Source organism: Streptomyces vulcanius, from assembly GCF_042653945.1.
Taxonomy (GTDB): Bacteria; Actinomycetota; Actinomycetes; order Streptomycetales; family Streptomycetaceae; genus Streptomyces; species Streptomyces mangrovi.
On the sequence record NZ_JBHSFK010000007.1, the window covers coordinates 206,738 to 227,587 of the forward strand.

22 protein-coding genes and 2 tRNA genes are annotated in these 20,850 nt (G+C 71.8%); 14 read left to right on the top strand and 10 right to left on the bottom strand.

Annotated features, from left to right (window positions below; all coding sequences use genetic code 11):
* Positions 1-24 precede the first annotated feature (24 nt).
* A complete protein-coding gene (locus ACFPIH_RS13190; RefSeq protein WP_381170726.1) occupies positions 25-726 on the top strand; it encodes a YidC/Oxa1 family membrane protein insertase in 702 nt (233 codons plus the stop codon).
* 152 nt (positions 727-878) lie between these two features.
* Positions 879-1,736 carry a fumarylacetoacetate hydrolase family protein gene (locus tag ACFPIH_RS13195; RefSeq protein ID WP_381170309.1) on the top strand — a complete coding sequence of 286 codons (858 nt, stop codon included), beginning with the start codon at positions 879-881 and terminating at the stop codon, positions 1,734-1,736.
* Between the two features lie 20 nt (positions 1,737-1,756).
* Here the strand turns inward: ACFPIH_RS13195 and ACFPIH_RS13200 are convergent, their stop codons facing one another.
* The 3 genes from ACFPIH_RS13200 to ACFPIH_RS13210 form a co-directional block, all read right to left on the bottom strand.
* Positions 1,757-2,632 carry an LLM class F420-dependent oxidoreductase gene (locus tag ACFPIH_RS13200; protein ID WP_381170311.1) on the bottom strand — a complete coding sequence of 292 codons (876 nt, stop codon included), beginning with the start codon at positions 2,630-2,632 and terminating at the stop codon, positions 1,757-1,759.
* 77 nt (positions 2,633-2,709) lie between these two features.
* A complete protein-coding gene (locus tag ACFPIH_RS13205; RefSeq protein WP_381170313.1) occupies positions 2,710-3,237 on the bottom strand; it encodes a heme-degrading domain-containing protein in 528 nt (175 codons plus the stop codon).
* Positions 3,238-4,305, bottom strand: a complete 1,068-nt coding sequence (locus ACFPIH_RS13210) for a Gfo/Idh/MocA family protein (RefSeq protein ID WP_381170315.1) — start codon at positions 4,303-4,305, stop codon at positions 3,238-3,240. It lies immediately after the preceding gene.
* Positions 4,306-4,353: 48 nt separating this feature from the next.
* Between ACFPIH_RS13210 and ACFPIH_RS13215 the strand changes: the two genes are divergently transcribed.
* The 5 genes from ACFPIH_RS13215 to ACFPIH_RS13235 all read left to right on the top strand — a co-directional run bounded on the left by ACFPIH_RS13215 (position 4,354) and on the right by ACFPIH_RS13235 (position 8,903).
* The gene (locus ACFPIH_RS13215; protein ID WP_381170317.1) at positions 4,354-5,508 is read left to right on the top strand and encodes an ROK family transcriptional regulator; all 1,155 of its coding nucleotides are present in this window, start codon (positions 4,354-4,356) and stop codon (positions 5,506-5,508) included.
* 142 nt (positions 5,509-5,650) lie between these two features.
* Positions 5,651-6,499, top strand: coding sequence for a hypothetical protein (locus ACFPIH_RS13220; protein WP_381170319.1), 849 nt, complete (start codon positions 5,651-5,653; stop codon positions 6,497-6,499).
* A gap of 135 nt (positions 6,500-6,634) precedes the next feature.
* On the top strand, positions 6,635-7,414 hold the full coding sequence (locus ACFPIH_RS13225) for an HAD-IIA family hydrolase (RefSeq protein WP_381170321.1): 780 nt from the start codon (positions 6,635-6,637) through the stop codon (positions 7,412-7,414).
* Positions 7,415-7,548: 134 nt separating this feature from the next.
* The gene (locus tag ACFPIH_RS13230; protein ID WP_381170323.1) at positions 7,549-8,241 is read left to right on the top strand and encodes a hypothetical protein; all 693 of its coding nucleotides are present in this window, start codon (positions 7,549-7,551) and stop codon (positions 8,239-8,241) included.
* A gap of 2 nt (positions 8,242-8,243) precedes the next feature.
* A complete protein-coding gene (locus ACFPIH_RS13235; RefSeq protein WP_381170325.1) occupies positions 8,244-8,903 on the top strand; it encodes a class F sortase in 660 nt (219 codons plus the stop codon).
* Positions 8,904-9,143: 240 nt separating this feature from the next.
* Here ACFPIH_RS13235 and ACFPIH_RS13240 read toward each other — a convergent pair.
* Positions 9,144-9,217, bottom strand: a tRNA-Lys gene (locus ACFPIH_RS13240).
* A 206-nt stretch (positions 9,218-9,423) separates the two neighbouring features.
* On the opposite strand from ACFPIH_RS13240, the gene ACFPIH_RS13245 reads away from it, so the two are divergent.
* The 6 genes from ACFPIH_RS13245 (at position 9,424) to ACFPIH_RS13270 (ending at position 15,594) form a co-directional block, all read left to right on the top strand.
* A complete protein-coding gene (locus ACFPIH_RS13245) occupies positions 9,424-10,836 on the top strand; it encodes a peptidoglycan-binding protein (protein ID WP_381170327.1) in 1,413 nt (470 codons plus the stop codon).
* Between the two features lie 75 nt (positions 10,837-10,911).
* Positions 10,912-12,033, top strand: coding sequence for an SPFH domain-containing protein (locus ACFPIH_RS13250; protein ID WP_381170329.1), 1,122 nt, complete (start codon positions 10,912-10,914; stop codon positions 12,031-12,033).
* Positions 12,034-12,170: 137 nt separating this feature from the next.
* On the top strand, positions 12,171-12,776 hold the full coding sequence (locus tag ACFPIH_RS13255) for a lytic polysaccharide monooxygenase auxiliary activity family 9 protein (protein ID WP_381170331.1): 606 nt from the start codon (positions 12,171-12,173) through the stop codon (positions 12,774-12,776).
* Positions 12,777-12,990: 214 nt separating this feature from the next.
* Entirely contained in the window at positions 12,991-13,431 is a 441-nt protein-coding gene (locus ACFPIH_RS13260) for a DUF3592 domain-containing protein (protein ID WP_381170333.1), read from the top strand.
* Positions 13,432-13,448: 17 nt separating this feature from the next.
* On the top strand, positions 13,449-13,916 hold the full coding sequence (locus ACFPIH_RS13265) for a DUF3592 domain-containing protein (protein ID WP_381170335.1): 468 nt from the start codon (positions 13,449-13,451) through the stop codon (positions 13,914-13,916).
* A gap of 34 nt (positions 13,917-13,950) precedes the next feature.
* On the top strand, positions 13,951-15,594 hold the full coding sequence (locus ACFPIH_RS13270) for an AMP-binding protein (RefSeq protein WP_381170337.1): 1,644 nt from the start codon (positions 13,951-13,953) through the stop codon (positions 15,592-15,594).
* On the opposite strand, the gene ACFPIH_RS13275 is transcribed toward ACFPIH_RS13270, so the two are convergent.
* Positions 15,560-15,633: transfer RNA gene (locus ACFPIH_RS13275), tRNA-Lys, on the bottom strand. The two genes, ACFPIH_RS13270 and ACFPIH_RS13275, sit on opposite strands and share 35 nt — an antisense overlap.
* A 212-nt stretch (positions 15,634-15,845) precedes the next feature.
* On the opposite strand from ACFPIH_RS13275, the gene ACFPIH_RS13280 reads away from it, so the two are divergent.
* On the top strand, positions 15,846-16,946 hold the full coding sequence (locus ACFPIH_RS13280; RefSeq protein ID WP_381170339.1) for a ferritin-like domain-containing protein: 1,101 nt from the start codon (positions 15,846-15,848) through the stop codon (positions 16,944-16,946).
* A gap of 16 nt (positions 16,947-16,962) precedes the next feature.
* Here the strand turns inward: ACFPIH_RS13280 and ACFPIH_RS13285 are convergent, their stop codons facing one another.
* The 5 genes from ACFPIH_RS13285 to ehuB form a co-directional block, all read right to left on the bottom strand.
* Positions 16,963-17,721 (bottom strand): IclR family transcriptional regulator, encoded by a 759-nt coding sequence (locus ACFPIH_RS13285; protein ID WP_381170341.1) that lies wholly within the window; start codon positions 17,719-17,721, stop codon positions 16,963-16,965.
* 143 nt (positions 17,722-17,864) lie between these two features.
* Complete coding sequence (gene ehuA, locus ACFPIH_RS13290) at positions 17,865-18,596, bottom strand: ectoine/hydroxyectoine ABC transporter ATP-binding protein EhuA (RefSeq protein ID WP_381170344.1); 732 nt, start codon at positions 18,594-18,596, stop codon at positions 17,865-17,867.
* Entirely contained in the window at positions 18,586-19,236 is a 651-nt protein-coding gene (gene ehuD, locus ACFPIH_RS13295) for an ectoine/hydroxyectoine ABC transporter permease subunit EhuD (RefSeq protein WP_381170728.1), read from the bottom strand. The genes ehuA and ehuD overlap by 11 nt, the downstream gene beginning before the upstream one ends.
* Before the next feature lie 2 nt (positions 19,237-19,238).
* Positions 19,239-19,883, bottom strand: coding sequence for an ectoine/hydroxyectoine ABC transporter permease subunit EhuC (gene ehuC, locus ACFPIH_RS13300; protein WP_381170346.1), 645 nt, complete (start codon positions 19,881-19,883; stop codon positions 19,239-19,241).
* Positions 19,880-20,800 (bottom strand): ectoine/hydroxyectoine ABC transporter substrate-binding protein EhuB, encoded by a 921-nt coding sequence (gene ehuB, locus ACFPIH_RS13305; protein WP_381170348.1) that lies wholly within the window; start codon positions 20,798-20,800, stop codon positions 19,880-19,882. The genes ehuC and ehuB overlap by 4 nt, the downstream gene beginning before the upstream one ends.
* Between the last annotated feature and the right edge of the window lie 50 nt (positions 20,801-20,850).

Sequence of the window (20,850 nt, forward strand, 5' to 3'; positions counted from 1 at the left end):
GAGGGCTCCTCACCCATGTCCGTCATCTCCGCTTTCGCCACCCTGGTCGAGCATCTCGCCGACCTGCTCCAGCCGCTGTTCGGCGCGTCCGCCGCGGCCGGCGCGATCGTCCTGTTCACCGCCGCCGTACGACTCCTCGTGCATCCCCTGTCCCGGGCGGCGGCCCGTGGGCAGCGGGCCCGTGCGGCGTTGCAGCCGAAGATCGCCGAACTGCGCAAGAAGTACGCCCGCAGCCCCGAGAGGCTCCAGCAGGCGGTGCTGGAGCTGCACGCCGAGGAGAAGGTGTCGCCGCTGTCCGGGCTGCTGCCCAGCCTCTGCCAACTGCCCGCCTTCTTCCTCCTCTACCACCTCTTCTCCAGCACCTCGATCGGCGGCAGGGCCAACGAACTGCTGGGCCATGAATTCCTCGCGGCCCCCCTCGGCGACCGCTGGACCGACGCGCTCGCCGACGGCGGGGCGTTCGGCGCGGCGGGGCTGGTCTACCTCGGGCTGTTCGCCGTCGTCGCCGTCGTCGCCTCCTTCAACTACGTCCGGGCGAAGCGGGTGCCGCTGCCGCAGCCCGCTGTCGGTGGGGAGGTGCCCGGGCTCGGCGCGGTCGCCCGGGTCATGCCGTTCCTGTCCTTCTTCACGCTCGTCACCGTGGCCGTGGTACCGCTGGCCGCCGCGCTGTACGTCATCACCAGCACGGCATGGAGCGCGGTCGAGCGCGCGGCCCTGTACCGGTGACCGTCACCCGTGATCGTCCCCGGCGACGGTCCAGTCCTTGAACGGGGGCTTGCGGACCGAATTGCGAGCTTGGAGGATCGACCAGTCATCCGATGGCTGGACACACATCGCACATCGGCGGACACGCGCCGCGATCGAGGGAGATGCTGACCATGAAACTGCTGCGAGTCGGTACGGCGGGCGTGGAGCGCCCCGCCCTGCTCGACGCCGACGGGACCCTGCGGGATCTGTCGGGCGTCGTGGACGACATCGACGGGGCGCTGCTCGCCGACGACGTGGCGCTCGGCCGGGTGCGGGCCGCCGGTGACTCCGGCGAACTGCCCGTCCTCGACCCCGCAGGGCTGCGGATCGGGCCGCCGCTGGGCCGGATCGGCAAGATCGTGTGCATCGGGCTGAACTACCACGACCACGCCCGCGAGACGGGGGCCGAGCCGCCCGCCGAGCCCGTCATCTTCTTCAAGGCGGCGGACACGGTCGTCGGACCGCACGACACCGTGCTCGTCCCCCGCGCGTCCACCAAGACCGACTGGGAGGTGGAGCTGGCGGTCGTCATCGGGCGTACGGCCCGCTACCTGGAGTCGGTCGAGGAGGGCCTCGCGCATGTCGGCGGGTACGCGGTCGCGCACGACGTGTCCGAGCGGGAGTTCCAGATCGAGCGGGGCGGGACCTGGGACAAGGGCAAGAACTGCGAGACGTTCAATCCGCTGGGGCCGTGGCTGGTGACGGCGGACGAGGTCGCCGACCCGCAGGGGCTGTCCCTGAAACTGTGGGTCAACGGGGAGCTGAAGCAGGACGGGACCACGGCCGAGCAGATCTTCGGCGTGGGGGAAGTGGTGCGGTACGTCAGCCAGTTCATGACGCTGTACCCCGGGGACGTCATCAACACGGGCACGCCGGCGGGGGTGGCGCTGGGGCAGCCCGAGCCGAAGCCGTTCCTCCGGGCCGGGGACGTGGTCGAGCTGGAGATCGCGGGACTCGGGCGTCAGCGCCAGGAGTTCAAGGACGCCTGAGCTGTCGCCTGAGCCGTTGGCTAAGCCGACGCGTCCAGCAGGGCGGCCAGCCGGCGCCACCCCTCCCGGGGAAGGGCGTCCCGGTCGCCGCCGTCCACCACCTGGAGGGCCACGTGGTCCGCGCCCGCCTCGAAGAAGGAGTCGACACGGGCGCGGATCCGGGACTCGTCGCCCCATGCGAAGACCGCGTCGACCAGGCGGTCGCTGCCGCCGTCCTTCAGGTCCTCCTCGGTGAAGCCGTGACGGAGGAAGTTGTCGGTGTAGTTCGGCAGGGCGAGGTACATGGCCAGGTAGTCGCGGGCCAGGGTGCGGGCCCGGACCGGGTCCGTTTCCTGGACCACCTTCAACTCCGGTGCCAGGAGCGGGGCTTCGCCCAGGATCTCGCGGGCCTGCGCCGTGTGTTCGGGGGTGACCAGGTACGGGATCGAACCGGCCGCACGGTCGCGGGTGAGCGCCAGGCTCCTGGGGCCCAGCGCGGCCAGCACCCGGCGGCCGACCGGGACGCCGGCTTCGTCGAGGGCGTCCAGGTAGGCGACCAGGGCCGAGTACGGGCGGCGGTACTGGTCCGCGAGCTTGGCGTGGCTGACACCCAGGCCCAGGACGAAACGGCCGGGGTGGGACGCTTCCAGGCCCGCCCAGCCCGCCGCGCTCTCGGCGGCCTCGTACTGCCAGATGGACTGGATGCTGGTGCCGACGGTCAGCGTCGAGGTCGCCTCGACGAGGGGAACGGCGTGGTGGGCGGCGCTGCTGCCGCCCAGCCAGGCGGCGCCGTAGCCGAGCTGCTCCAACTCCGCGGCGGCGTCGGCCAGTTCGGCGCGGCGGGCGGGGTCCTCCGCGCGCAGGCCCACGCTCCAGATGCCGTAGCGGCCCACAGCTTCCTTCAAGGCGTCACTCATGGGGTGGTTCCTCCGGTCGGCCGGCGTCAGGGTGCTCTACTGCCATGCCAACCGGAGGGGGCCCGGGGATCTTCCCCTCAGCGCTTGAGGAACTCCTCCAGCGCCTCGACCACGAACCTGTGGTCCTCCAGCTGCGGCAGGCCGGAGACCGTCACGGCGCCGATGATGCCCACGCCCTCCACGTTGATCGGGAACGAACCGCCGTGGGCCGCGTACTCGTCCGGGTCCAGACGGGAGGACTCCTCGAACGTCGTCCCCCGGGCCCGGTGCCGCGCGCCGATCAGGTAGGAGGACGCGCCGAAGCGTTCCACCACCCGGCGCTTGCGGGTGATCCACGCGTCGTTGTCGGGGGCGGAACCCGGCAGCGCCGCGTGGAACAGCTGCTGGCCGGCGCGGTGGATGTCGATGGCCACCGGGGCCTGGCGTTCCCGGGCCAGCTCCACCAGGAGCGAGCCCAGCGTCCACGCGTCCTCGAACGTGAACTGGCCGAATACCAGCCGCCGTTCCTGCGCCTGGAGTTCCTCCAGGGTCGGGGTGATCTCCGGGATGAACTTCGGGGTGATCTCGTGGGTGCCATGCGTGCCATGCGTGCCGTGAGTGCCCATTTACAGCGTCACCGCCACTCCGTCTCGTGCCGAACGGCGGGCCGCCTCCAGGACGTCGAGGGCGGCAGCCGCCTCGACGGCGGTCACCGGGTTGGGGCCGCCGTCGATCAGTGCCTTGGCCAACGCAGCGTAGTAGGCGGGATAGTCCCCGGGGAGGGTCCGTACGGGTCGTCCGCCGCCGCTCGCCGGGGACTCCCCGGAGCCGACCCGGCCCCACAGCTCCTCGGGTTCCGTGCCCCAGCCCGGGCCGGGGCGGTCCCCGTCCCGCAGCGCCGCCTCCTGCGGGTCCAGGCCGTACTTCACATAGCCCGCCTTCGAGCCCAGCACCCGGAAGCGCGGGCCGAGCTGGGCGGTCGTCGCGGAGGCGTAGAGGTGGGAGCGGACGCCGTTGGTGTGCGTGAGCGCGATGAACGTGTCGTCGTCGGTCTCCGCGCCCTCGCGGCGGATGTCGGCCTCGGCGTACACGGACGCCGCCGGGCCGAACAGCGTCAGCGCCTGGTCGACGACATGGCTGCCGAGGTCGTACAGCAGACCTCCGATCTCTTCGGGGTCGCCGGACTCCCGCCAGCCGCCCTTCGGCTGCGGGCGCCACCGCTCGAAGCGGGACTCGAAGCGCCATACGTCGCCCAGCTCGCCGTCGGCCAGGAGTTGGCGGAGGGTCAGGAAGTCGTTGTCCCAGCGGCGGTTCTGGAAGACGGACAGGAGCAGGCCGCGCTGTTCGGCGAGGGCGGCCAGTTCACGGGCCTCGGCCGCCGTGCCGGCGATCGGCTTGTCGACCACGACCGGCAGGCCGGCCCCGAGGGCGGCGGTGGCGATCGGGACGTGCGTGCGGTTCGGGGACGCGACCACGACCAGGTCCAGCTCGCCGGCGCGGGCGAGGAGTTCGTCGGCCGTCGCGGCGAGCCGGACGTCAGGGAACTCGGCGCGGGCCTGCTTCTGCCGCTCCGGGTTCGAGGTGACCACCGTGTCCAGGGCGAGGCCCTCGGTCGCGCTGATCAGCGGGGCGTGGAAGACGGAGCCCGCGAGGCCGTAGCCGATCAGGCCCACGCGGAGAGGAGTACCTGTCATGGCACCCACTTTCGCAACGCTGTTGCCAAAGTGCAAGCAGGGGGGAGAATGGGAGGCGTGAACGGGACGACGACGAACGGAGGCGGCGGCCGTACGACGGGCGTGAACCTGCTGGCCCTGCGCAGCCACAACACCGCGCTGGTTCTCGACCTGCTGCGGTCCGCCGGGCCGGACGGCATCAGCAGGCTGGAACTCGCCGACCGCACCGGGCTCACCCCGCAGGCCGTCAGCAAGATCACCGCACGGCTGCGGGAGGCGGGCCTCGCGGCGGAGGCGGGCTACCGCGCCTCGACCGGCGGCAAGCCGCGCACCGTACTGCGCCTGGTGCCGGGAGCCGGTCACGCCGTCGGCGTCCACCTCGAACGGGACGAGATGCGCGCGGTGCTGGCCGACCTGGACGGCACGGTGGTGGGGGAGCGGCGCGTGCCCATGGACCTGGGCGCGGGCGCGGAGGTGGTGCTGGGGGCGGTCGTACGGGAGACGGAGGCGCTGGCACGCACGGTGCCCGTCGGCCGCGCCGCGCCGCCGGGCCGCGTCGCGTCCCTCCTCGGGGTGGGTGTGGCCCTCCCCGGTCCCCTCGATCACGCCCACGGTGTGCTCCACCGGGTCACCGGCTACCCCGAGTGGGACGGCTTCCCCCTCCGCGACGCCCTCGCCGGGCGCCTCGGGGTGCCGGTCGTCGTCGACAAGGACACCAACGCCGCCGCGCTCGGTCTCGCCGTCGCCGGGGAGCGCGGCTCCTTCGCCTACCTCCACCTCGGTACGGGACTCGGCGCCGGGCTGGTGATCGGCGGGACCGTGCACCGGGGCGCGCGCACCGGCGCGGGGGAGTTCGGGCACCAGGTCATCCAGATGGACGGACTGCACTGCTGGTGCGGCAACCGCGGCTGCGTCGAGGCGCTGTGCCTGGCCGCCATGGCCCGGGACGAGGTGGGCGAGGCGGCCCGGGTGCTGGGCGAGGGCGCCGCCAACCTCGTCGGGCTGCTCGACATCGATCTCGTCCTGCTCGGCGGCCGGACGATCGTCGCGGCACCGGGGCCGTTCCTGCGCGGGGTCTCCTCCGTCCTCGCCGACCGCGCCCGGCGCGAGGGCTGGCCGGGCGGCACCGCGGCGGTCCGGCTCGCGGCCGGCGGGGACCGCGTGGTCGCGGAGGGCGCGGCCCAGCTGCTGCTGGCGCCGGTGTTCGGGCGGGGCGACGGCTGAGGGTCCATTCGAGGCGCTGCACCGTGCCCCCGGGTGGGTGAAGAGGCGCTGCACCGTGCCCCCGGGTGGGTGAAAAAGGCGGAAATCGTACGGTCATACGGGGTGGTGCCGCTCCTCCACCCCGTCCCCCGGGCAAGCTCTCATGACCATGCGACTGTGCACGACTGTCTCCCTCTGCCTCGCCGCCGCAGCCGCCGCCCTCCTCCCCGCACCGGCACACGCGGCGGATGCCTCGGCCTGCGCCGGTCAGGAATCCGGCATCTTCCCGCTCACCACCCGGCTGCACGGCGGCCCCGACACCTACCAGGCCGGCGGCGGATACGGCACCTGGTACCTCGACCTCGCCAACACCACCCGCCGCACCTGCACCGGCGTCCACCCGGTCGTCGTCCTCGTCGACACCGCCCACGCGCTCCGCCCCTCCCAGCCCCACCTGGACTTCTACGCCGACGGCCGCCCGCACCCGGTCCACTTCGAGTCCACCGACGAGGACGAACTCGTCGGAGCCTTCACCGACGGACCCGCCTTCCCGGGCTTCACCGTCGGCCCCGGCAAGACCCTCACCGTCAAGCTCCGGCTCGCGCTCACCTCCGACACCACGTCCGACGACATCACCCTCAACGCGGCGGTCGTCCAGCGGCACGGCGACGACGGCGACTGGATCGGACAGTCGAACGACTACCGCTTCACCGTCGAGCCCACCGCCGCCGCGACCGGAACCGAGGAATCCGACACCACCGACACCGCCGGCACCGCCGAGCCGACCCCGGAACCCAGCCCTGCCGGCACCTCCGGCACCACCGGCCCTTCCGGGCCCTCCGACGCCCCGTCCCCCACCGGCTCCCCGCAGCCCACCGGCGCCCCGTCCCTCGCCGACGAGGCCGCGGAACTCGCCCGCAGCGGTCTCGCCTCCACCGCAGGGCTCCTCACCGTCACCGCCTGTCTGCTGGCCGCCGGAGCCGCGATCCTGCTGGCCCGCCGCCGCGACTGAGCCCCGTCGGCGCCGCGGGCGGCCGACCTCCGCGTTCCAGTCCGTGGACAGCCGGTGACCGCCGACCGCCATTCCCCCAAGATCGGGCCTGTGACTAGGGTGGGGCGTACCCGCCCACGGCAGGAGATCCCGCACATGGCAGACCGAAAGCCCGTCGAGTCGTGGCTCACCGACATGGACGGTGTGCTCATCCACGAGGGCGTACCCATCCCCGGCGCCGACGCCTTCCTGCGGAAGCTGCGTGAGTCCGGCAAGCCGTTCCTGGTCCTGACCAACAACTCGATCTACACCCCGCGCGATCTGCAGGCCCGCCTCCAGCGGATGGGCCTGGATGTGCCGATCGACAACATCTGGACCTCCGCCCTGGCCACCGCCCAGTTCCTGGACGACCAGCGGCCGGGCGGCACGGCGTACGTCATAGGCGAGGCCGGTCTGACCACCGCGCTGCACGACATCGGCTACATCCTCACCGACCACGAGCCCGACTACGTCGTCCTCGGCGAGACCCGCACCTACTCCTTCGAGGCGATGACCAAGGCCGTCCGGCTGATCAACGACGGCGCCCGCTTCATCTGCACCAACCCGGACGAGACCGGCCCCTCCACCGAGGGCCCCCTCCCGGCCACCGGCGCCGTCGCCGCGCTGATCACCAAGGCCACCGGCAAACAGCCGTACTTCGCGGGCAAGCCGAACCCCCTGATGATGCGCACCGGGCTGAACGCGATCGGCGCCCACTCCGAGACCAGCGCGATGATCGGCGACCGTATGGACACCGACGTCCTGGCCGGCATGGAGGCCGGGATGCAGACCTACCTGGTGCTCACCGGACTGACCCGGCCCGAGCAGGTGGAGAACTTCCCGTACCGCCCGTCGAAGATCGTCGACTCGATCGCGGACCTCGTCGACCGGATCTGAAGCTCGCGGATTCGAAACCGGCGGATCTGAAACCCGCGCGAAGCCGGAACCCACCCGTAGGGAGTAGTGGGACCCCGCCCGAGGATGCGTTCCGGGCCCGGGCGGGGGAGTCTCCAGATACCTGGAGGTTCACGATGGGTTCACTGAAAGTCACTCTCTGCGTGGGTGCCGCAGCCGCCGCCGCGGTGCTCGTCCCGACGGCCTACGCCTCGGACGAAGGCGGCGGGAACCGGGCGAACGGCCGCGGCAGCGTCACCGTGGCGCCGTCCACGCCCGTACCCGGTGCCGATATCGCGCTCAAGGTCGGCGGCTGCGGCGGGAAGACCGCCACCGCCGTCTCGGCCGCCTTCGTCGCGGACGCCCGACTCGTCGCCACGGACGGCAGGGGCGGCACCCTCGTCGGCGAGACCAAGGTCCGCTCCTCGATCACGGCCGGCGGCTACGACGTACGCATCACCTGCGTCGACTACGAGGTGAAGGGCCGGATCGAGATCGTCGAATCGACCGAACACCACTCGCAGTCGTCCGACCCGCCCGAGCTGTCCGAATCATCCGAGTCGTCGCACTGGTACGACGAGCAGCCGGTCGCCCCCGCCTCTCCCACCGCCCCCGTCCACGCGGGCGGTGGCGGCACCGCGACCCTCGCCGACGGCGTCGCCGCAGACCCCGGGGAGTCCGGGGCTTCCGACGACTCCTTCGACGAGGCACGCGTCGAGGGCCCCGGTACCGCGCAGGCGGTGACCGGACTGGTCCTGGCGGGCGTCGCCGCGACGGTGGTCGCCTACCGGGGTTACCGGGGCGTCCGCCGAGGCCGTGGGACCGGCTGAGCATGTCGGACCGCGAACGCTCCTCCGGCCGTCTCCTCACCGGTGTGACCTGGGCGCTGCTGCTGCTCGGGCTGTGGCTGTGGGGGCGCGAGGTCACCGACGTGCGGCAGGGCATGTCCGCGCCGACCACGGGTGACGTGGCGGCGGTCGGGCGGCCGGCGGAGGCCGGACTCCCGCCCGCCGCCCGGCCGCTGGGACAGGCGCTGCCGCGGCGCATCGACATACCCGAGCTGGGTGTGCAGGCACCGGTCGTCGCCCGGGGCCTGGACGCCGAGGGCGGGATCGACCCGCCGCCCTTCGACCAGGCGGGCGTCGTCGGCTGGTACGCGGCCGGCGCCGGACCCGGCGCCCGGGGCACCGCGCTGATGGTCGGGCACGTCGACACCGAGACCCGCCCCGCCGTCTTCTACAAGCTCAGCACCATGCGGGCCGGCGAGCGGATCCGGGTGGTCCGCGACGACGGGAAGGTCGCCGAGTTCACCGTGGACGGCGTCCAGGTCGTCCCACGCGACCACTTCGACGCCCGGCAGGCCTACGGCACCCGCGAGGCCGACCGCGCCGAGCTGCGCCTGATCACCTGCGGCGGCACCTTCGACCGGGTGAGCCGCAGCTACACGGCGAACGTGATCGTGTCGGCGTACCTGACCGGTACCGCCGTCTGACCCGCCCCCGGAACGCCCCCGGAGCGCCCCCGGAACGCCCTCGGAAGCAACGTTTCCGCACCCGGCCCGGTCAGCGGCCCGCTCCCCCGAAACCGCCGACCGGGCCGGCCTCGACCGCGGGCGCCCGGGCTGCGGGAGTAACCCGGCGACCGGCGCGGGAGGCTGTGCAGCCACAGTCCCCTACTCGGCACCGGTACGACAAGAAGGCCCCTCGCCGAAGCGAAGGGCCTTCCAGGTCGGTGCGCCGCCAGGGACTCGAACCCCGGACCCGCTGATTAAGAGTCAGCTGCTCTAACCAACTGAGCTAGCGGCGCCTGCTGACGGCGACAACTCTACATGACCTCCATGGGTGCCCAGGACCGCCCGCGGCAGGCGCACCGGCCCGCTTCCGGCCCCCGCGTACATCATTCGGACCGTCAGCATGCGCGCCGGGAAGACAGTTGAGACAGTTGAGAAACTGACGAACGTAGACAGCCGCGGACCATTTCATCCGGCGCTTCTGGAGTGTGAGGGGAATCGCATGCCGACTCCGGTATTCGAGGAATTCGATCCCGCGAGCGACTGCGACTGCCCCGGGTGCGTCCGCCGGCGCCGGGTGAGCCCCTATGCACCTTCCTCGGGGCTCACCGCCCACCGGTCCCTGGTCGTCGTCACCGCGACGGCCGCGGCCCTCGGCGCGGGGGCCGCCGTACCGGCTCACGCCGCTCCGCACGCACCCGACCGGCCGGGTGTTCCCGCAGCTGACGAGCCCGATACCCCGCAGGGCGGCAAGGCGCCGCTGCACGGTCCCGGCGGGCAGCCCGCCACCCCGGCCGGGGTGGTCAGGACGCCCGCGACGACCCGCGCCGAGATCATCCGGCGGGCCAGGCGATGGGTGTCGGCCGGGGTGCCGTACAGCATGACCGGCTACTCGTCCGACGGTTACCGGCAGGACTGCTCGGGCTTTGTGTCCATGGCCTGGAACCTGCCGGGGAACGAGTGGACCGGCAGCCTCGACAACTTCGGGACGCGGATTTCCAAGGAGGAACTCCAGCCCGGCGACATACTCCTCTTCCACAATCCCGCCAACCCGCAGAAAGGCTCGCACGTCGTCATTTTCGGCGGCTGGACGGACTACACCCACACCTACTACATCGCCTACGAGCAGACCCGCCCGACCGCCCGCCGTCAGTCCACTCCCTACGCCTACTGGAGTCACTCGGACGGCTATGTCGCCTATCGCTACAAAGGGCTCACGGCGGACCCGGCGGCGCAGCAATCACCCGACGAGGAGACCGACGACGAGGAAGCCACTTCCGACCCCGACCCCGACCCCGGCTCCGGCACCGAGTCGACGACCCCGTACCCCGGGCCGTCGTCCTTCGGGCCCGGCGCGAACAACAAGTACGTCACCGAGCTGGGGCGGCTGCTGGTGGCGCGTGGCGGTGCCCGCTTCTACACCTCGGGGCCGGGGCCGCGCTGGGGCGAGGCCGACCGCCGGGCCACTCAGGCCTTCCAGCAGGCCCAGGGCTGGCGCGGCGGCACCGCCGCGGACGGCATCCCTGGCCCGCAGACCTGGCGGCTGCTGGTCACCGGCACGGGAGAGGACATCCCCCTGCCCACTCCTGCCACCCCACTCCCCCCGGCCGTCCCGATCACCGAGCCCGCCGCACCCCCCGCCGTCGGCCTGCCGGGACCGCCCGCCCCCGCCCCCGCCCCCGCCTTCCCGGGCCGGGGCCTGTTCCGTCCCGGCGCGGACAACCCGTATGTCACCCGGCTGGGCGCGCAGCTGACGAGGAAAGGATTCGGCAGGTACTACACCAAGGGGCCGGGACCGCGCTGGGGCGAGGCGGACCGGCGGGCCGTCGAGGCGTTCCAGCGGGCCCAGGGCTGGCGCGGCGGCGCGTCGGACGGCTACCCGGGCCCGGAGACCTGGCGACGGCTGTTCGCCTAGCCACAAGCACGGCCGTCACTGCCATCACCGTCATGGCGTATCTGGCGTATCTGGCGCGGAGGCTGGAGGCACCCAATGAACACGACCGACAACACGAGCTCGTCACCGACGCCCGACCCGGAGGGACCGGCGCCCCGGCCCGCCCGGCTGATCCAGAACGAGGCCACCACCGAGATCCCCGTCCACCTGCTCTTCCGCGACGAGGCCGAGCCGCGTCCGGTGCCGGTCGGTCCCGCCGTCGTGGCGAGCCGGGCCGGCACCGGGGAGCAGCCGAGGCTGCGGCGGCCGTTCCCGGCGAAGGCCCGGCCGCTCGCCGAGGTGGACCCCGCGCTGGTGGAGCGGCCCGCCCCGGTGCTGCCCGGCGCGGCCGGTGTGTTCGCCGGGGTCTGCGGGGCGGCCGGGTGCGCGGCGGCCTCCTGGTGGGCCGGGGTGCTGCCGCCGCTGGCGGCGGAGGCGCTGCGGCTGCCGGCGCACGCGGGGGCCGGGCTCGGTCCGGCGCAGTGGGCGGCGTACGCGGGCGCGGGGGCCCTGGGGCTGTTCGGCTTCGGCGGGCTGGCGCGGGGGCGGACCGGGCGGGCGTGGGTGCTCGGTCTGTTCGGCCGCTACCGGGGAACGGTCCGCCGCACCGGTCTGATGTGGATCAACCCGCTGCTGCTGCGCCGCAGGGTGGACGTACGGCTGCGGCACTGGCGCAGCGAGCCGATGCCGGCGGCCGACGGCAGCGGGGTGGGGCTTCGGGTGGTCGTCCTGGTGGTGTGGCGGGTGCGGGACACCGCGCGGGCCACGCTCGGGGTCGAGGACCACGAGACGTATCTGCGCGAGTGCGTCGAGGCGGCGCTGGCCCGGATCCCGGTGGAGCCGCCGGGCACGGGACGGGGTTCGGTCGAGGCGGCGGGGGAGGCGCTGACCCGGCGGGTGGCGCGGGACGCGGGCCCGATCGGCCTGGAGGTGTACTCCGTGCAGCCGCTGCGGATCGAGTACGCCCCCGAGGTCGCCGCCGCGATGAACCGCCGCCGGATCGCCGCGCTGGACGCCCAGCACCGGGCGACCGTGCTGACCTCGGTGGTCGACTCGGTGGAGGACACGGTGACCCGGCTGACCATGCGGGGGCTGGTCGAACTCGACGACTACGAGCGCAAGGCGCTGGTGAAGGACCTGACGGTGGCGTTCTGCGCGGGCCGCGGAGAACAGGGCTGAGAACAGGGGACGAGAACCGGGCTGATCCTGCGACCACTTGGTATGGACACCGTCAACGAACCGCAATAATCTCGAACTTGGTCTAGACCTGCACGGCTCAGCTCAGTGAACTCCCCACGTTCTCCAGGAGCGACAGCATGCACAAAAAGACCAGGCTGTGCGCCGCCGTGGTGGGCCTAGCCACCACCGGAGCCCTCGTGCTCTCGTCCGGCGGCGCGAGCGGCCACGGCTACACCGACCTCCCCGTCAGCAGGCAGAAGCTGTGCCAGAACGGCACGGTGGCGAACTGCGGTGACATCCAGTGGGAGCCGCAGAGCGTCGAAGGTCCGAAGGGCTTCCCGGGCTCAGGGGCGGCCGACGGACGGATCTGCTCCGCGAACAACACGCGCTTCGCCCAGCTCGACAGCCCGAAGAACCCGTCGGGCGGGGCATGGCCGACCACGAAGGTGACGGGCGGTCAGAGCTACACGTTCCGCTGGCAGTTCACCGCGATGCACGCCACGACCGACTTCAAGTACTACGTCACCAAGGCGGGCTGGAACCAGAACCACAACCTGGCCCGCTCCGACCTCAACCTCACCCCGTTCCTGACCGTCCCCTACGGCGGCCAGCGTCCGCCCGCCACCCTGTCCCACAGCGGCACGCTGCCGTCCGGCCTCACCGGACACCATGTGATCCTCGCGGTGTGGACGATCGCCGACACGGCCAACGCGTTCTACGCCTGCTCGGACGTCACGTTCTGACAGTCCTCCCGAGCGGGGCCCATGCGGCCCGTGCGGACCGTACGGCCCATGCGCGCCGGAGCCGGAGCCACCGGTTCCGGCGCGCGGTTGCGTGGTTCCCGAGGTCGCCGGCGGTCCGAGTTCTGAGCTTCCCTTGAGTCGGCCCGCCGAGCCGACGGGGTACGTTCCCTGCACACCGGCCGCGCAGGCCGGCGCTCGGACCACGGGGGGTCTCATGGCGGTGTTGGTCTACGGCGTGCCGTCGCTCGTCATCACCTTGGTGCTGTTCGGGATGAGCAGGGTGATCGCCGCGGCCCGCAGGACCCACCGGGCCTGGAACGGTCTCACCGCCGAAGCGCGCTGTCTGCGGGCGTACACGACGACCAGCCGCGGCGACGACGGCTCGGTCAGCACGCACCTGCACCACGTCCTGGAGTTCACCACCGGGGACGGCTGGGCCGTCCGCGTCAAGAGCGACGACGTCCCGGCGACGGTTCTCGAAGGCGACACCGCCATGGTGTGGTACGAGCCGGACCACCCCGAGGAAGCCACGGCCGAACCGCCGGCCCTCGGGAGACTCATCGGCCGCACCGGGTGCGGGCTGCTGTTCCTGAGCCCGCTCATCGGTGCCTGCGTCATCGTCATGGTGCAGCTCGGCTCGCACCTCGGCGACTAGGAACTCGGGGGAAGCACATGGAAATCTTCTTCGTCATCGTGCCGTCGGTCATGATCGTCGGCCTGCTCGTCGCCGCCTGGACGGTCGTCAGCCGTTCCCGCCGGGCCATCCGGGCCTGGGGCAGCGGGCTCACCGCCGAGGCGCGCTGTCTGCGGACGTACACGACCACGAGCACCAGCGGCGGCGAACACCACCGGGTGACGACCACCCTGCACCACGTCTACGAGTTCACCACCCGGGAGGGCCGCGCGGTCCGCTTCGAGGAGGAGAACGGCCCGGGCACCACCCTCGAGGGCGACATCGTCACCGTCTTCCACCCCGCCGACCGCCCCGAGCACGCGACGGCCAAACCCCCGGCGCGCGGGCGGCTGTTCGCCGAGTCGGGCTTCCTGCTGGCGTTCCTCGGTGTCGGCATCGCCTTCTGCGTCGGCTTCATGGTCTCGGCCCACAGCATGTTCTCCGAGTCCGCGGACCTTCTTCCATAGAAATCTGACGTTCCGTCAATTACCGTGCGCGCTCATGGAGTCCGTCGCCGAACTCGTAGCGGCGCGGTGGGGTGACCACCGGCCGGGGCTGTGGTGCGAGGACCGGTTCCTCAGCCATCACGACGTCGCGGCCGGAGCAGCCGTCCGCGCCGCGCTGCTCGCCGATCTGCTGCCGCCGGGCGGTCCGCCGCACCTCGGGGTGCTGCTGGACAACACCCCGGAGTTCCCGCTGTGGCTGTCCGCCGCCGCGCTCGCCGGAGCGGCCGTCGCCGGGATCAACCCGACCCGCCGGGGCGCCGAACTGGCCCGGGACATCCTGCACACCGAGTGCTGCCTGCTGATCACCGAGCAGGTGCATCTGCCGCTCCTCAGCGGCCTCGACCTGCCCGGAGTCCGGATCCTGGTGACCGGCACGGCGGAGTACGACGCCCTCCTCGCGCCCTACGCCGGCGCCCGCCCCGATCCCTCCCGGGCCGCCCCCGCCGACCGCGTCCTCCTCTACTTCACCTCGGGTTCGACCGGCGCGCCCAAGGCCGCGATCTGCACCCAGGGTAGGCTCGCCGCCGCCGGGCGCGCGCTGGCGGCGCAGTTCTCGGTCCGGCCGGACGACGTGCACTACGTCTGCATGCCGATGTTCCACGGCAACGCGGTGATCGCCGACTGGGCGCCCGCGCTGGCCGCCGGGGCGGGCGTGGCCCTGCGGCGGCGGTTCTCGGCCTCCGGGTTCCTGGCGGACGTACGGCGCTACCGGGCGACGTACTTCACCTATGTCGGCCGGGCCGTCCAGTACCTGCTGGCCACCGAGCCGGGGCCGGACGACCGGGACCACGCGCTGCGGCTCGGCTTCGGGACCGAGGCGGGCGTGGTGGACGCGGCGGCCTTCGAACGTCGGTTCGGGGTGCCGCTGGTGGAGGGGTACGGCTCCTCGGAGGGCGGGGCCGCCGTGCAGTGGACGCCGGGCACCCCGCCGGGCGCGGTGGGACGGGCGCGGCCCGGCCTTGTCGTCCTCGACCAGGAGACGGGGGCGGAGTGTCCGGCGGCCGTCTTCGACGACGTCGGCCGGCTGCTGAACGGGGAGGCGGCGATAGGGGAGCTGGTCAACCGGGGGCCCAACCCCTTCGAGGGGTACTGGCGCAACCCCGGCGCCGAGGCCGAACGCCGCCGCGACGGCCTCTACTGGACCGGCGACCTGTTCTACCGCGACGCCGACGGCTACCTCTACTTCGCGGGCCGTACCGACGACAGGCTGCGCGTCGACAGCGAGAACCTGGCCGCCGCGATGATCGAGAACATCCTCGCCCGGTACGAGGGCGCCCGCGCCGTCGCCGTGTACGCGGTGCCGGACCCGGTCACCGGGGACCAGGTGATGGCGGCTGTCGCCGGTGACTTCGAGCCGGGCGCCTTCGCCGACTTCCTGCGCGCCCAGCCGGACCTGGGGACGAAGATGGCGCCCCGGTTCGTACGGGTGATGGAGCGGATGCCGGTCACCGCCACGAACAAGATCCACCGGGCGCTGCTGCGGCGCGAGGGCGTCGGCTGCGCCGACCCGGTGTGGTGGCGTCCGCCGGGGGAGCGGACGTACCGCAGGCTGACCGCCGAGGACGCCGAAGGGCCCCTCGTGTCGACGAGGGGCCCTTCCACTGTGCGCCGCCAGGGACTCGAACCCCGGACCCGCTGATTAAGAGTCAGCTGCTCTAACCAACTGAGCTAGCGGCGCATGACTCCCGCCTTCCACCCTTCGGCGGCCGGCGACAGAGAAAATAATACCCGGTCGCGAGAAGTGCTCCGGACCGTCGGCGGGGCGGGGGCGTGCGCACCTCCGGGCGGGTGAACCACGCGGTCGCATAGTCGTAGGTCACATGCGGATGCCGTTTCCCGCTCGATGGTGGTGACCCCAGCACTCGCACTTCCGATCGAAAGGGGCACACCGTGACCACCGTGGAGCTCGACTACAGCAGTGACGGAATCGTCCAGCTGATGCAGACACCGCCGGAGCAGCGCTCCCTGGCGTGGCTGAAGAACGCGCTGCAGCAGGCGATCATGCTGGAACTCGCCACCCTGCCGCCCTATCTCTGCGGCTACTGGTCGGTGATCCAGGACACCGACTCGGGGAAGGCGGCGGCCACGGCCATCCGCGCGATCATCTTCGACGAGATGTCTCACCTCGGGCACGTCTGCAACATGCTGACCACGATCGGCGGCAGTCCGCGCCTCGCCGACGAGAGCGTCCTGGCGCCGTACCCCTGTCCCCTGCCCGGCGGGGTGCGGCCCAAGATCTATCCCGAGCTGGAGGTCTACCTCAGCGGGCTGACGAAGGACTCGGCCGAGATGTACTCGCAGATCGAGGCGCCCGAGGAGCCGCTCGCCCAGTTCGCGGACGAGGAGACGTACACGTCGATCGGGGCCTTCTACACCGCGATCCAGGAGGCCTTCAGGGTGCACCAGGGCGAGATCAAGGGCACGCGCCAGGTGATCAGGAGCATGGGGCACCACGGGGAGGGCAACAGCCTCTTCGCGATCGCGAGCCTCGCCGACGCCGAGAAGGCGATCGAGATCATCAAGGAGCAGGGCGAGGGGACGGACAAGACGCCGGACAACCCGTTCCCCGGCTACGAGGGCGAACTGTCCCACTACTACGTCTTCCGGGAGATCTTCCGCGGCCGGAAGCTGAAGAAGGTCCAGGAGACGCCCCCGATGTGGGACTTCCAGGGCGACCCCATCCCGATGCCGAACGCCCACCCGATGGGCAAGGTGCCCAAGGGCGGCTGGGCGAACAACCCGGACACCGTCCCCGACGCGACCGCGAGGGCCGAGCTGGACAAGGGCAACATGGCCTTCAGCAAGATGCTGCACTCGCTGGAGGAGACCTGGCAGCAGGACAAGCCGGAGGACGCCGACCGGCACATGGGCGAGGCGGTCGGCCACATGTTCGCCCTCAAGGATCCGGCGATCAAGCTGATGGCGATGGCCCTGCCCAAGGACCCCCAGCACCGCTACGGCCCGGAGTTCCGGTTCGTAGCGACCCCGTAGTGACCTCGCGGAGAACCTAGATCGCGAGCGAGAGCAGCACCGGCGCCGCGTTCCTGTTCAGGGCGTCCGCGGCCTGGCGCAGGCGGTGGGCGTGCTCGACCGGCAGGGACAGGGCGAGGCAGCCCACCGAGCTGCCGGCGGTGATCGGAACGGCCGCGCAGACCGTGCCGATCGCGTACTCCTGGAGGTCGAGCACCGGCACCGTCGGCGGCTGGGCCTCCAGGCGGGAGAGCAGCAGCTTGTCGCTGGTGATGGTGCGCGAGGTGAGCCGGGTCATCCGGTGCCGGGAGAGATGGTCGCGCCGGCCGTTGTGATCGAGCTGGCCGAGCAGGCTCTTGCCCAGCGCGGTGGCGTGTGCGGAGCGGCGGAAGTCGAACCACTCGTGCACGGACGGGGTGGCGGGGCCGTCGGCGAAGTGGGCGACGGTCACCTCGCCGTCCACGTACCGGCTGACGTACACCGCCGCGCCGATCGAGTCGCGCAGCCGGTCCAGGGTGAGCTGGAGCTGGTCGCGCAGCGCCTGCCGGTGTCCCTGGGCCGCGCCGAGGCGGGTCAGCGCGTCTCCCGTGGTGTACACGCCGTCGGCGAGCTGCTCGACGTACCCCTCGCGGCGCAGCATGCGCAGCAGCGCGGCCAGCCGGTCGGTGCGCAGTCCGGTCTGGTGGGCGAGCTCGGTGTCGGAGACACCGGTGGAGCGCCGGGCCACCGTCTCCAGGACCCGCAGGGCGTCCTGGACCGAGTGGTACGGCGCGGTCGGCTCGTGCTTGAGCGCCACGGTTGTCTCCCTGCGGTCGCTTTCCGGCCGTGCGTCTGACAGCGGATCAGTTCCACGATACGGCCAACCGGGAACCGCGGAGGGGGTGTTGACGAGAATCTGTTATAAAACGGCCGCGATGGCACCGCGCTGACCAGGGACTCTCACAGCACCGCGCTGAGAAACTCCCGGGTCCGCTCCTCCTCCGGGTCGTTGAAGATCTTCTCCGGCGGCCCCGATTCGACGATTCGCCCCGCGTCGAACATCAGCACCTGGTCGGAGATGTCCCGGGCGAAGTTCATCTCGTGGGTCACACAGAGCATCGTGATGTCGGTGCCGCGCGCGATGTCCCTGAGGACGTCCAGGGCCCCGGCGACCAGCTCGGGGTCCAGCGCCGAGGTGACCTCGTCGAGCAGCAGGAACTGCGGGCGCATCGCCAGCGCCCGCGCGATGGCCACCCGCTGCTGCTGCCCGCCGGACAGCCGGGACGGCTTCGCGTCGGCCTTGTCGGTGAGCCCCACCATCTCCAGCAGCTCGCGCGCCCGCTCCTCCGCCTCGTCCTTGGACAGGCCGAGCACGGTGACGGGCGCCTCGGTGAGGTTTCTGAGCACGCTCATGTTCGGGAACAGGTTGAACTGCTGGAACACCATCCCGATCTTCTTGCGGACCTCGCGGACCTGCTTCTCCGGCGCGGGGAACAGCTGGTCCCCGTCCACGGTGATCGTGCCGGAGTCGGGCTTGGTCAGGGTCATCAGCATGCGCAGGATGGTGGTCTTGCCGGACCCGGAGGGCCCGATCAGGGTGACATGGCTGCCGGCCTTGACGGTGAAGTCCAGGTGGTCGAGGACCGTATGGTCGCCGAAGCGCTTGGTGACGTCGGTGAATTCAACGGACAAGGCGTCGCTCCAGGGTGCGAAGGAGGAAGGAGGCGAGGGCGGAGACGACGATGAAGGCCACGCCGATCACCGTCAGGGGCTCGGTGAACCGGAAGTGCTGCTGGGAGAAGAGCCGGGCCCGGCCGAGCATCTCCAGCACGGTGATCGCCATCAGCATCGGTGTGTCCTTGAGCATCGAGATGACGTAGTTGCCGAGCGCCGGCACCACCCGGCGCAGCGCCTGCGGCAGGATCACCGCCCGCCAGGTCCGGCCCCGGGACAGGTTCAGCGCGGTCGCCGCCTCCCACTGGCCGGCGGGCACCGCCTCGATGCCGGCCCGGTAGACCTGCATCGTGTACGTCGAGTAGTGCAGCCCCAGGGCGAGCACCCCGGTGGCCATCGCCGACAGGGTCAGCCCCCACTCCGGCAGCACGTAGAAGAGGAAGAACAGCTGCACCAGCAGCGGGGTGTTCCGGACGAACTCCGTGACGATCCCGACGGGCCACTGCACCCACCGCGTCGGCGTCCGCATCAGCAGCGCCCACACCAGCCCCAGCGTGAACGAGATCAGCGAGCCCAGCGCCAGCGCCTGGAGGGTGACCAGCAGCCCCTGCCAGAACAGCGGCATGAAGTCCCGTACGGCGTCCCAGTCCCAATCCATGGTCATCGCAGCCCCGCCTTCAGCCGTTGCTCAAGTCCTCGCATCAGCCGTGTCAGCAGGAACGCGATGACGAAGTAGACGATCAGGACGTACGAGTAGATCTCCGCGCTCTCCTGGAGCGCGAGCCGCACCAGGTTGCCGCTGAAGGCCAGGTCGCCCATGCCCATCACCGACACCAGGGCGGTGCCCTTGAGGAGTTCGATCAGGAGGTTGCAGAACGGCGGGATCATCTCCGGCACCGCCTGCGGCAGCAGGATCTTCCGCATCCGCTGCCCCGGCGTGAACCCGAGCGCGACCCCGCCCTCCTGCTGCGCCGGGTCGACCGCGGCGAGCCCCCCGCGCACGATCTCCGCGCCGTACGCCCCGTAGGTCAGCCCGAGCGCGAGGGTGCCCGCCCACATCGGCACCAGCTGCCAGCCGAAGGCGGGCGGCAGCACGAAGAACACCCAGAAGATCATCACCAGCGCCGAGGTGCCCCGGAAGATCTCCGTGTAGCAGCCGGCGAGGAAGCGGACCGCCCACCGCCGGTGGGTGCGCGCGATCCCGACGGCGAACGCCACGACCACGCCCAGCAGGGCGCTGAACACCAGGAGCTGGACGGTCGTCCAGATCCCTCGCAGCACGAGTTCCCAAAGGCCCGTGGTCATCCGCCGCAGAGCTCCTTCGCGGTCAGGTCCGTCATCTCGGCCTTGGTGAACCCGAACGGCCGCATGATCCGGGCCAGTTCGCCGCTCTTCCTGAGCTTGTGCAGCTCGGCGTTGAAGGCGTCCCGCAGCCGGGTCTCGGTGAGCCGGAAGGCGAAGGCGCCCCCGTCCACCCGCGGCTTGCCGTCGATGACGGGCGCGAAGGGCTTGGTCGCCTCCGTCCTGCTTGACTTCTTCACCACGTCCCGGATGGTCACGGCCGTACCGGCGAACACGTCGACCCGTCCGGCCTCCACGGCGTTCAGTCCCGCGACCTGGTCGGGCACGATCAGGATGTCGCTCTCCCGATAGCCCGCCGCCACGGCGTGCTCGATCTGCGCGTACCCGGTGCCGGTGGCGTACTTCGCCTTCTTTTCGACGATGTCCCGGAAGGTGTGCAGCCCCTTGGGATTGCCCTTGCGTACGACGAACGAGTCGAGCATCTGGTAGTCCGGGTCGGCGAACAGCACCTGCGCGCAGCGCTCGGGGGTGACGTACATCCCGGCGGCCACGACATCGAACTGCTGTGCGTTCAGCCCGGGTATCAGCGAGCCGAACTCGGTCGGCACGGGCTGGATCCCGTCCACGCCGAGCCGCTTGAAGATCGCCTTCGCCAGCTCGGGTGCCTCACCGGTGAAGTTCCCGTCCCGGTCGATGTACCCGAACGGGATCTCACCCGCGATCCCCAGCCGTACCACCTTCGCGGCGCGCAGCCGCTCCAGCAGGTCGCCACCGTCCGCCGTGGACGCGGTGGCCACGCGCGAGCAGCCCGCGACCGCGGGCACGCCGAGCGCCGCGACCCCCGCGAGCAGCGACCGGCGTGTGGTGGTGCGGGCGAGGGGGTTGCGGCGATTTTCGGACTGTCTGTTGGGGGGTGCCATGGCGGCGCGGCTACCCGGAGGCATCCGGGTTATGCGGGTGCGCCGTGTGA

Bases quoted from the DNA above. Each gene is read 5' to 3' on its own strand.
- ACFPIH_RS13195 (WP_381170309.1), top strand. From the start codon at position 879: ATGAAACTGCTGCGAGTCGGTACGGCGGGCGTGGAGCGCCCCGCCCTG.
- ACFPIH_RS13200 (WP_381170311.1), bottom strand. From the start codon at position 2,632: ATGAGTGACGCCTTGAAGGAAGCTGTGGGCCGCTACGGCATCTGGAGC.
- ACFPIH_RS13205 (WP_381170313.1), bottom strand. From the start codon at position 3,237: ATGGGCACTCACGGCACGCATGGCACGCATGGCACCCACGAGATCACC.
- ACFPIH_RS13210 (WP_381170315.1), bottom strand. From the start codon at position 4,305: ATGACAGGTACTCCTCTCCGCGTGGGCCTGATCGGCTACGGCCTCGCG.
- ACFPIH_RS13215 (WP_381170317.1), top strand. From the start codon at position 4,354: ATGGGAGGCGTGAACGGGACGACGACGAACGGAGGCGGCGGCCGTACG.
- ACFPIH_RS13220 (WP_381170319.1), top strand. From the start codon at position 5,651: ATGACCATGCGACTGTGCACGACTGTCTCCCTCTGCCTCGCCGCCGCA.
- ACFPIH_RS13225 (WP_381170321.1), top strand. From the start codon at position 6,635: ATGGCAGACCGAAAGCCCGTCGAGTCGTGGCTCACCGACATGGACGGT.
- ACFPIH_RS13230 (WP_381170323.1), top strand. From the start codon at position 7,549: ATGGGTTCACTGAAAGTCACTCTCTGCGTGGGTGCCGCAGCCGCCGCC.
- ACFPIH_RS13235 (WP_381170325.1), top strand. From the start codon at position 8,244: ATGTCGGACCGCGAACGCTCCTCCGGCCGTCTCCTCACCGGTGTGACC.
- ACFPIH_RS13245 (WP_381170327.1), top strand. From the start codon at position 9,424: ATGCCGACTCCGGTATTCGAGGAATTCGATCCCGCGAGCGACTGCGAC.
- ACFPIH_RS13250 (WP_381170329.1), top strand. From the start codon at position 10,912: ATGAACACGACCGACAACACGAGCTCGTCACCGACGCCCGACCCGGAG.
- ACFPIH_RS13255 (WP_381170331.1), top strand. From the start codon at position 12,171: ATGCACAAAAAGACCAGGCTGTGCGCCGCCGTGGTGGGCCTAGCCACC.
- ACFPIH_RS13260 (WP_381170333.1), top strand. From the start codon at position 12,991: ATGGCGGTGTTGGTCTACGGCGTGCCGTCGCTCGTCATCACCTTGGTG.
- ACFPIH_RS13265 (WP_381170335.1), top strand. From the start codon at position 13,449: ATGGAAATCTTCTTCGTCATCGTGCCGTCGGTCATGATCGTCGGCCTG.
- ACFPIH_RS13270 (WP_381170337.1), top strand. From the start codon at position 13,951: ATGGAGTCCGTCGCCGAACTCGTAGCGGCGCGGTGGGGTGACCACCGG.
- ehuD (WP_381170728.1), bottom strand. From the start codon at position 19,236: ATGGATTGGGACTGGGACGCCGTACGGGACTTCATGCCGCTGTTCTGG.
- ehuC (WP_381170346.1), bottom strand. From the start codon at position 19,883: ATGACCACGGGCCTTTGGGAACTCGTGCTGCGAGGGATCTGGACGACC.
- ehuB (WP_381170348.1), bottom strand. From the start codon at position 20,800: ATGGCACCCCCCAACAGACAGTCCGAAAATCGCCGCAACCCCCTCGCC.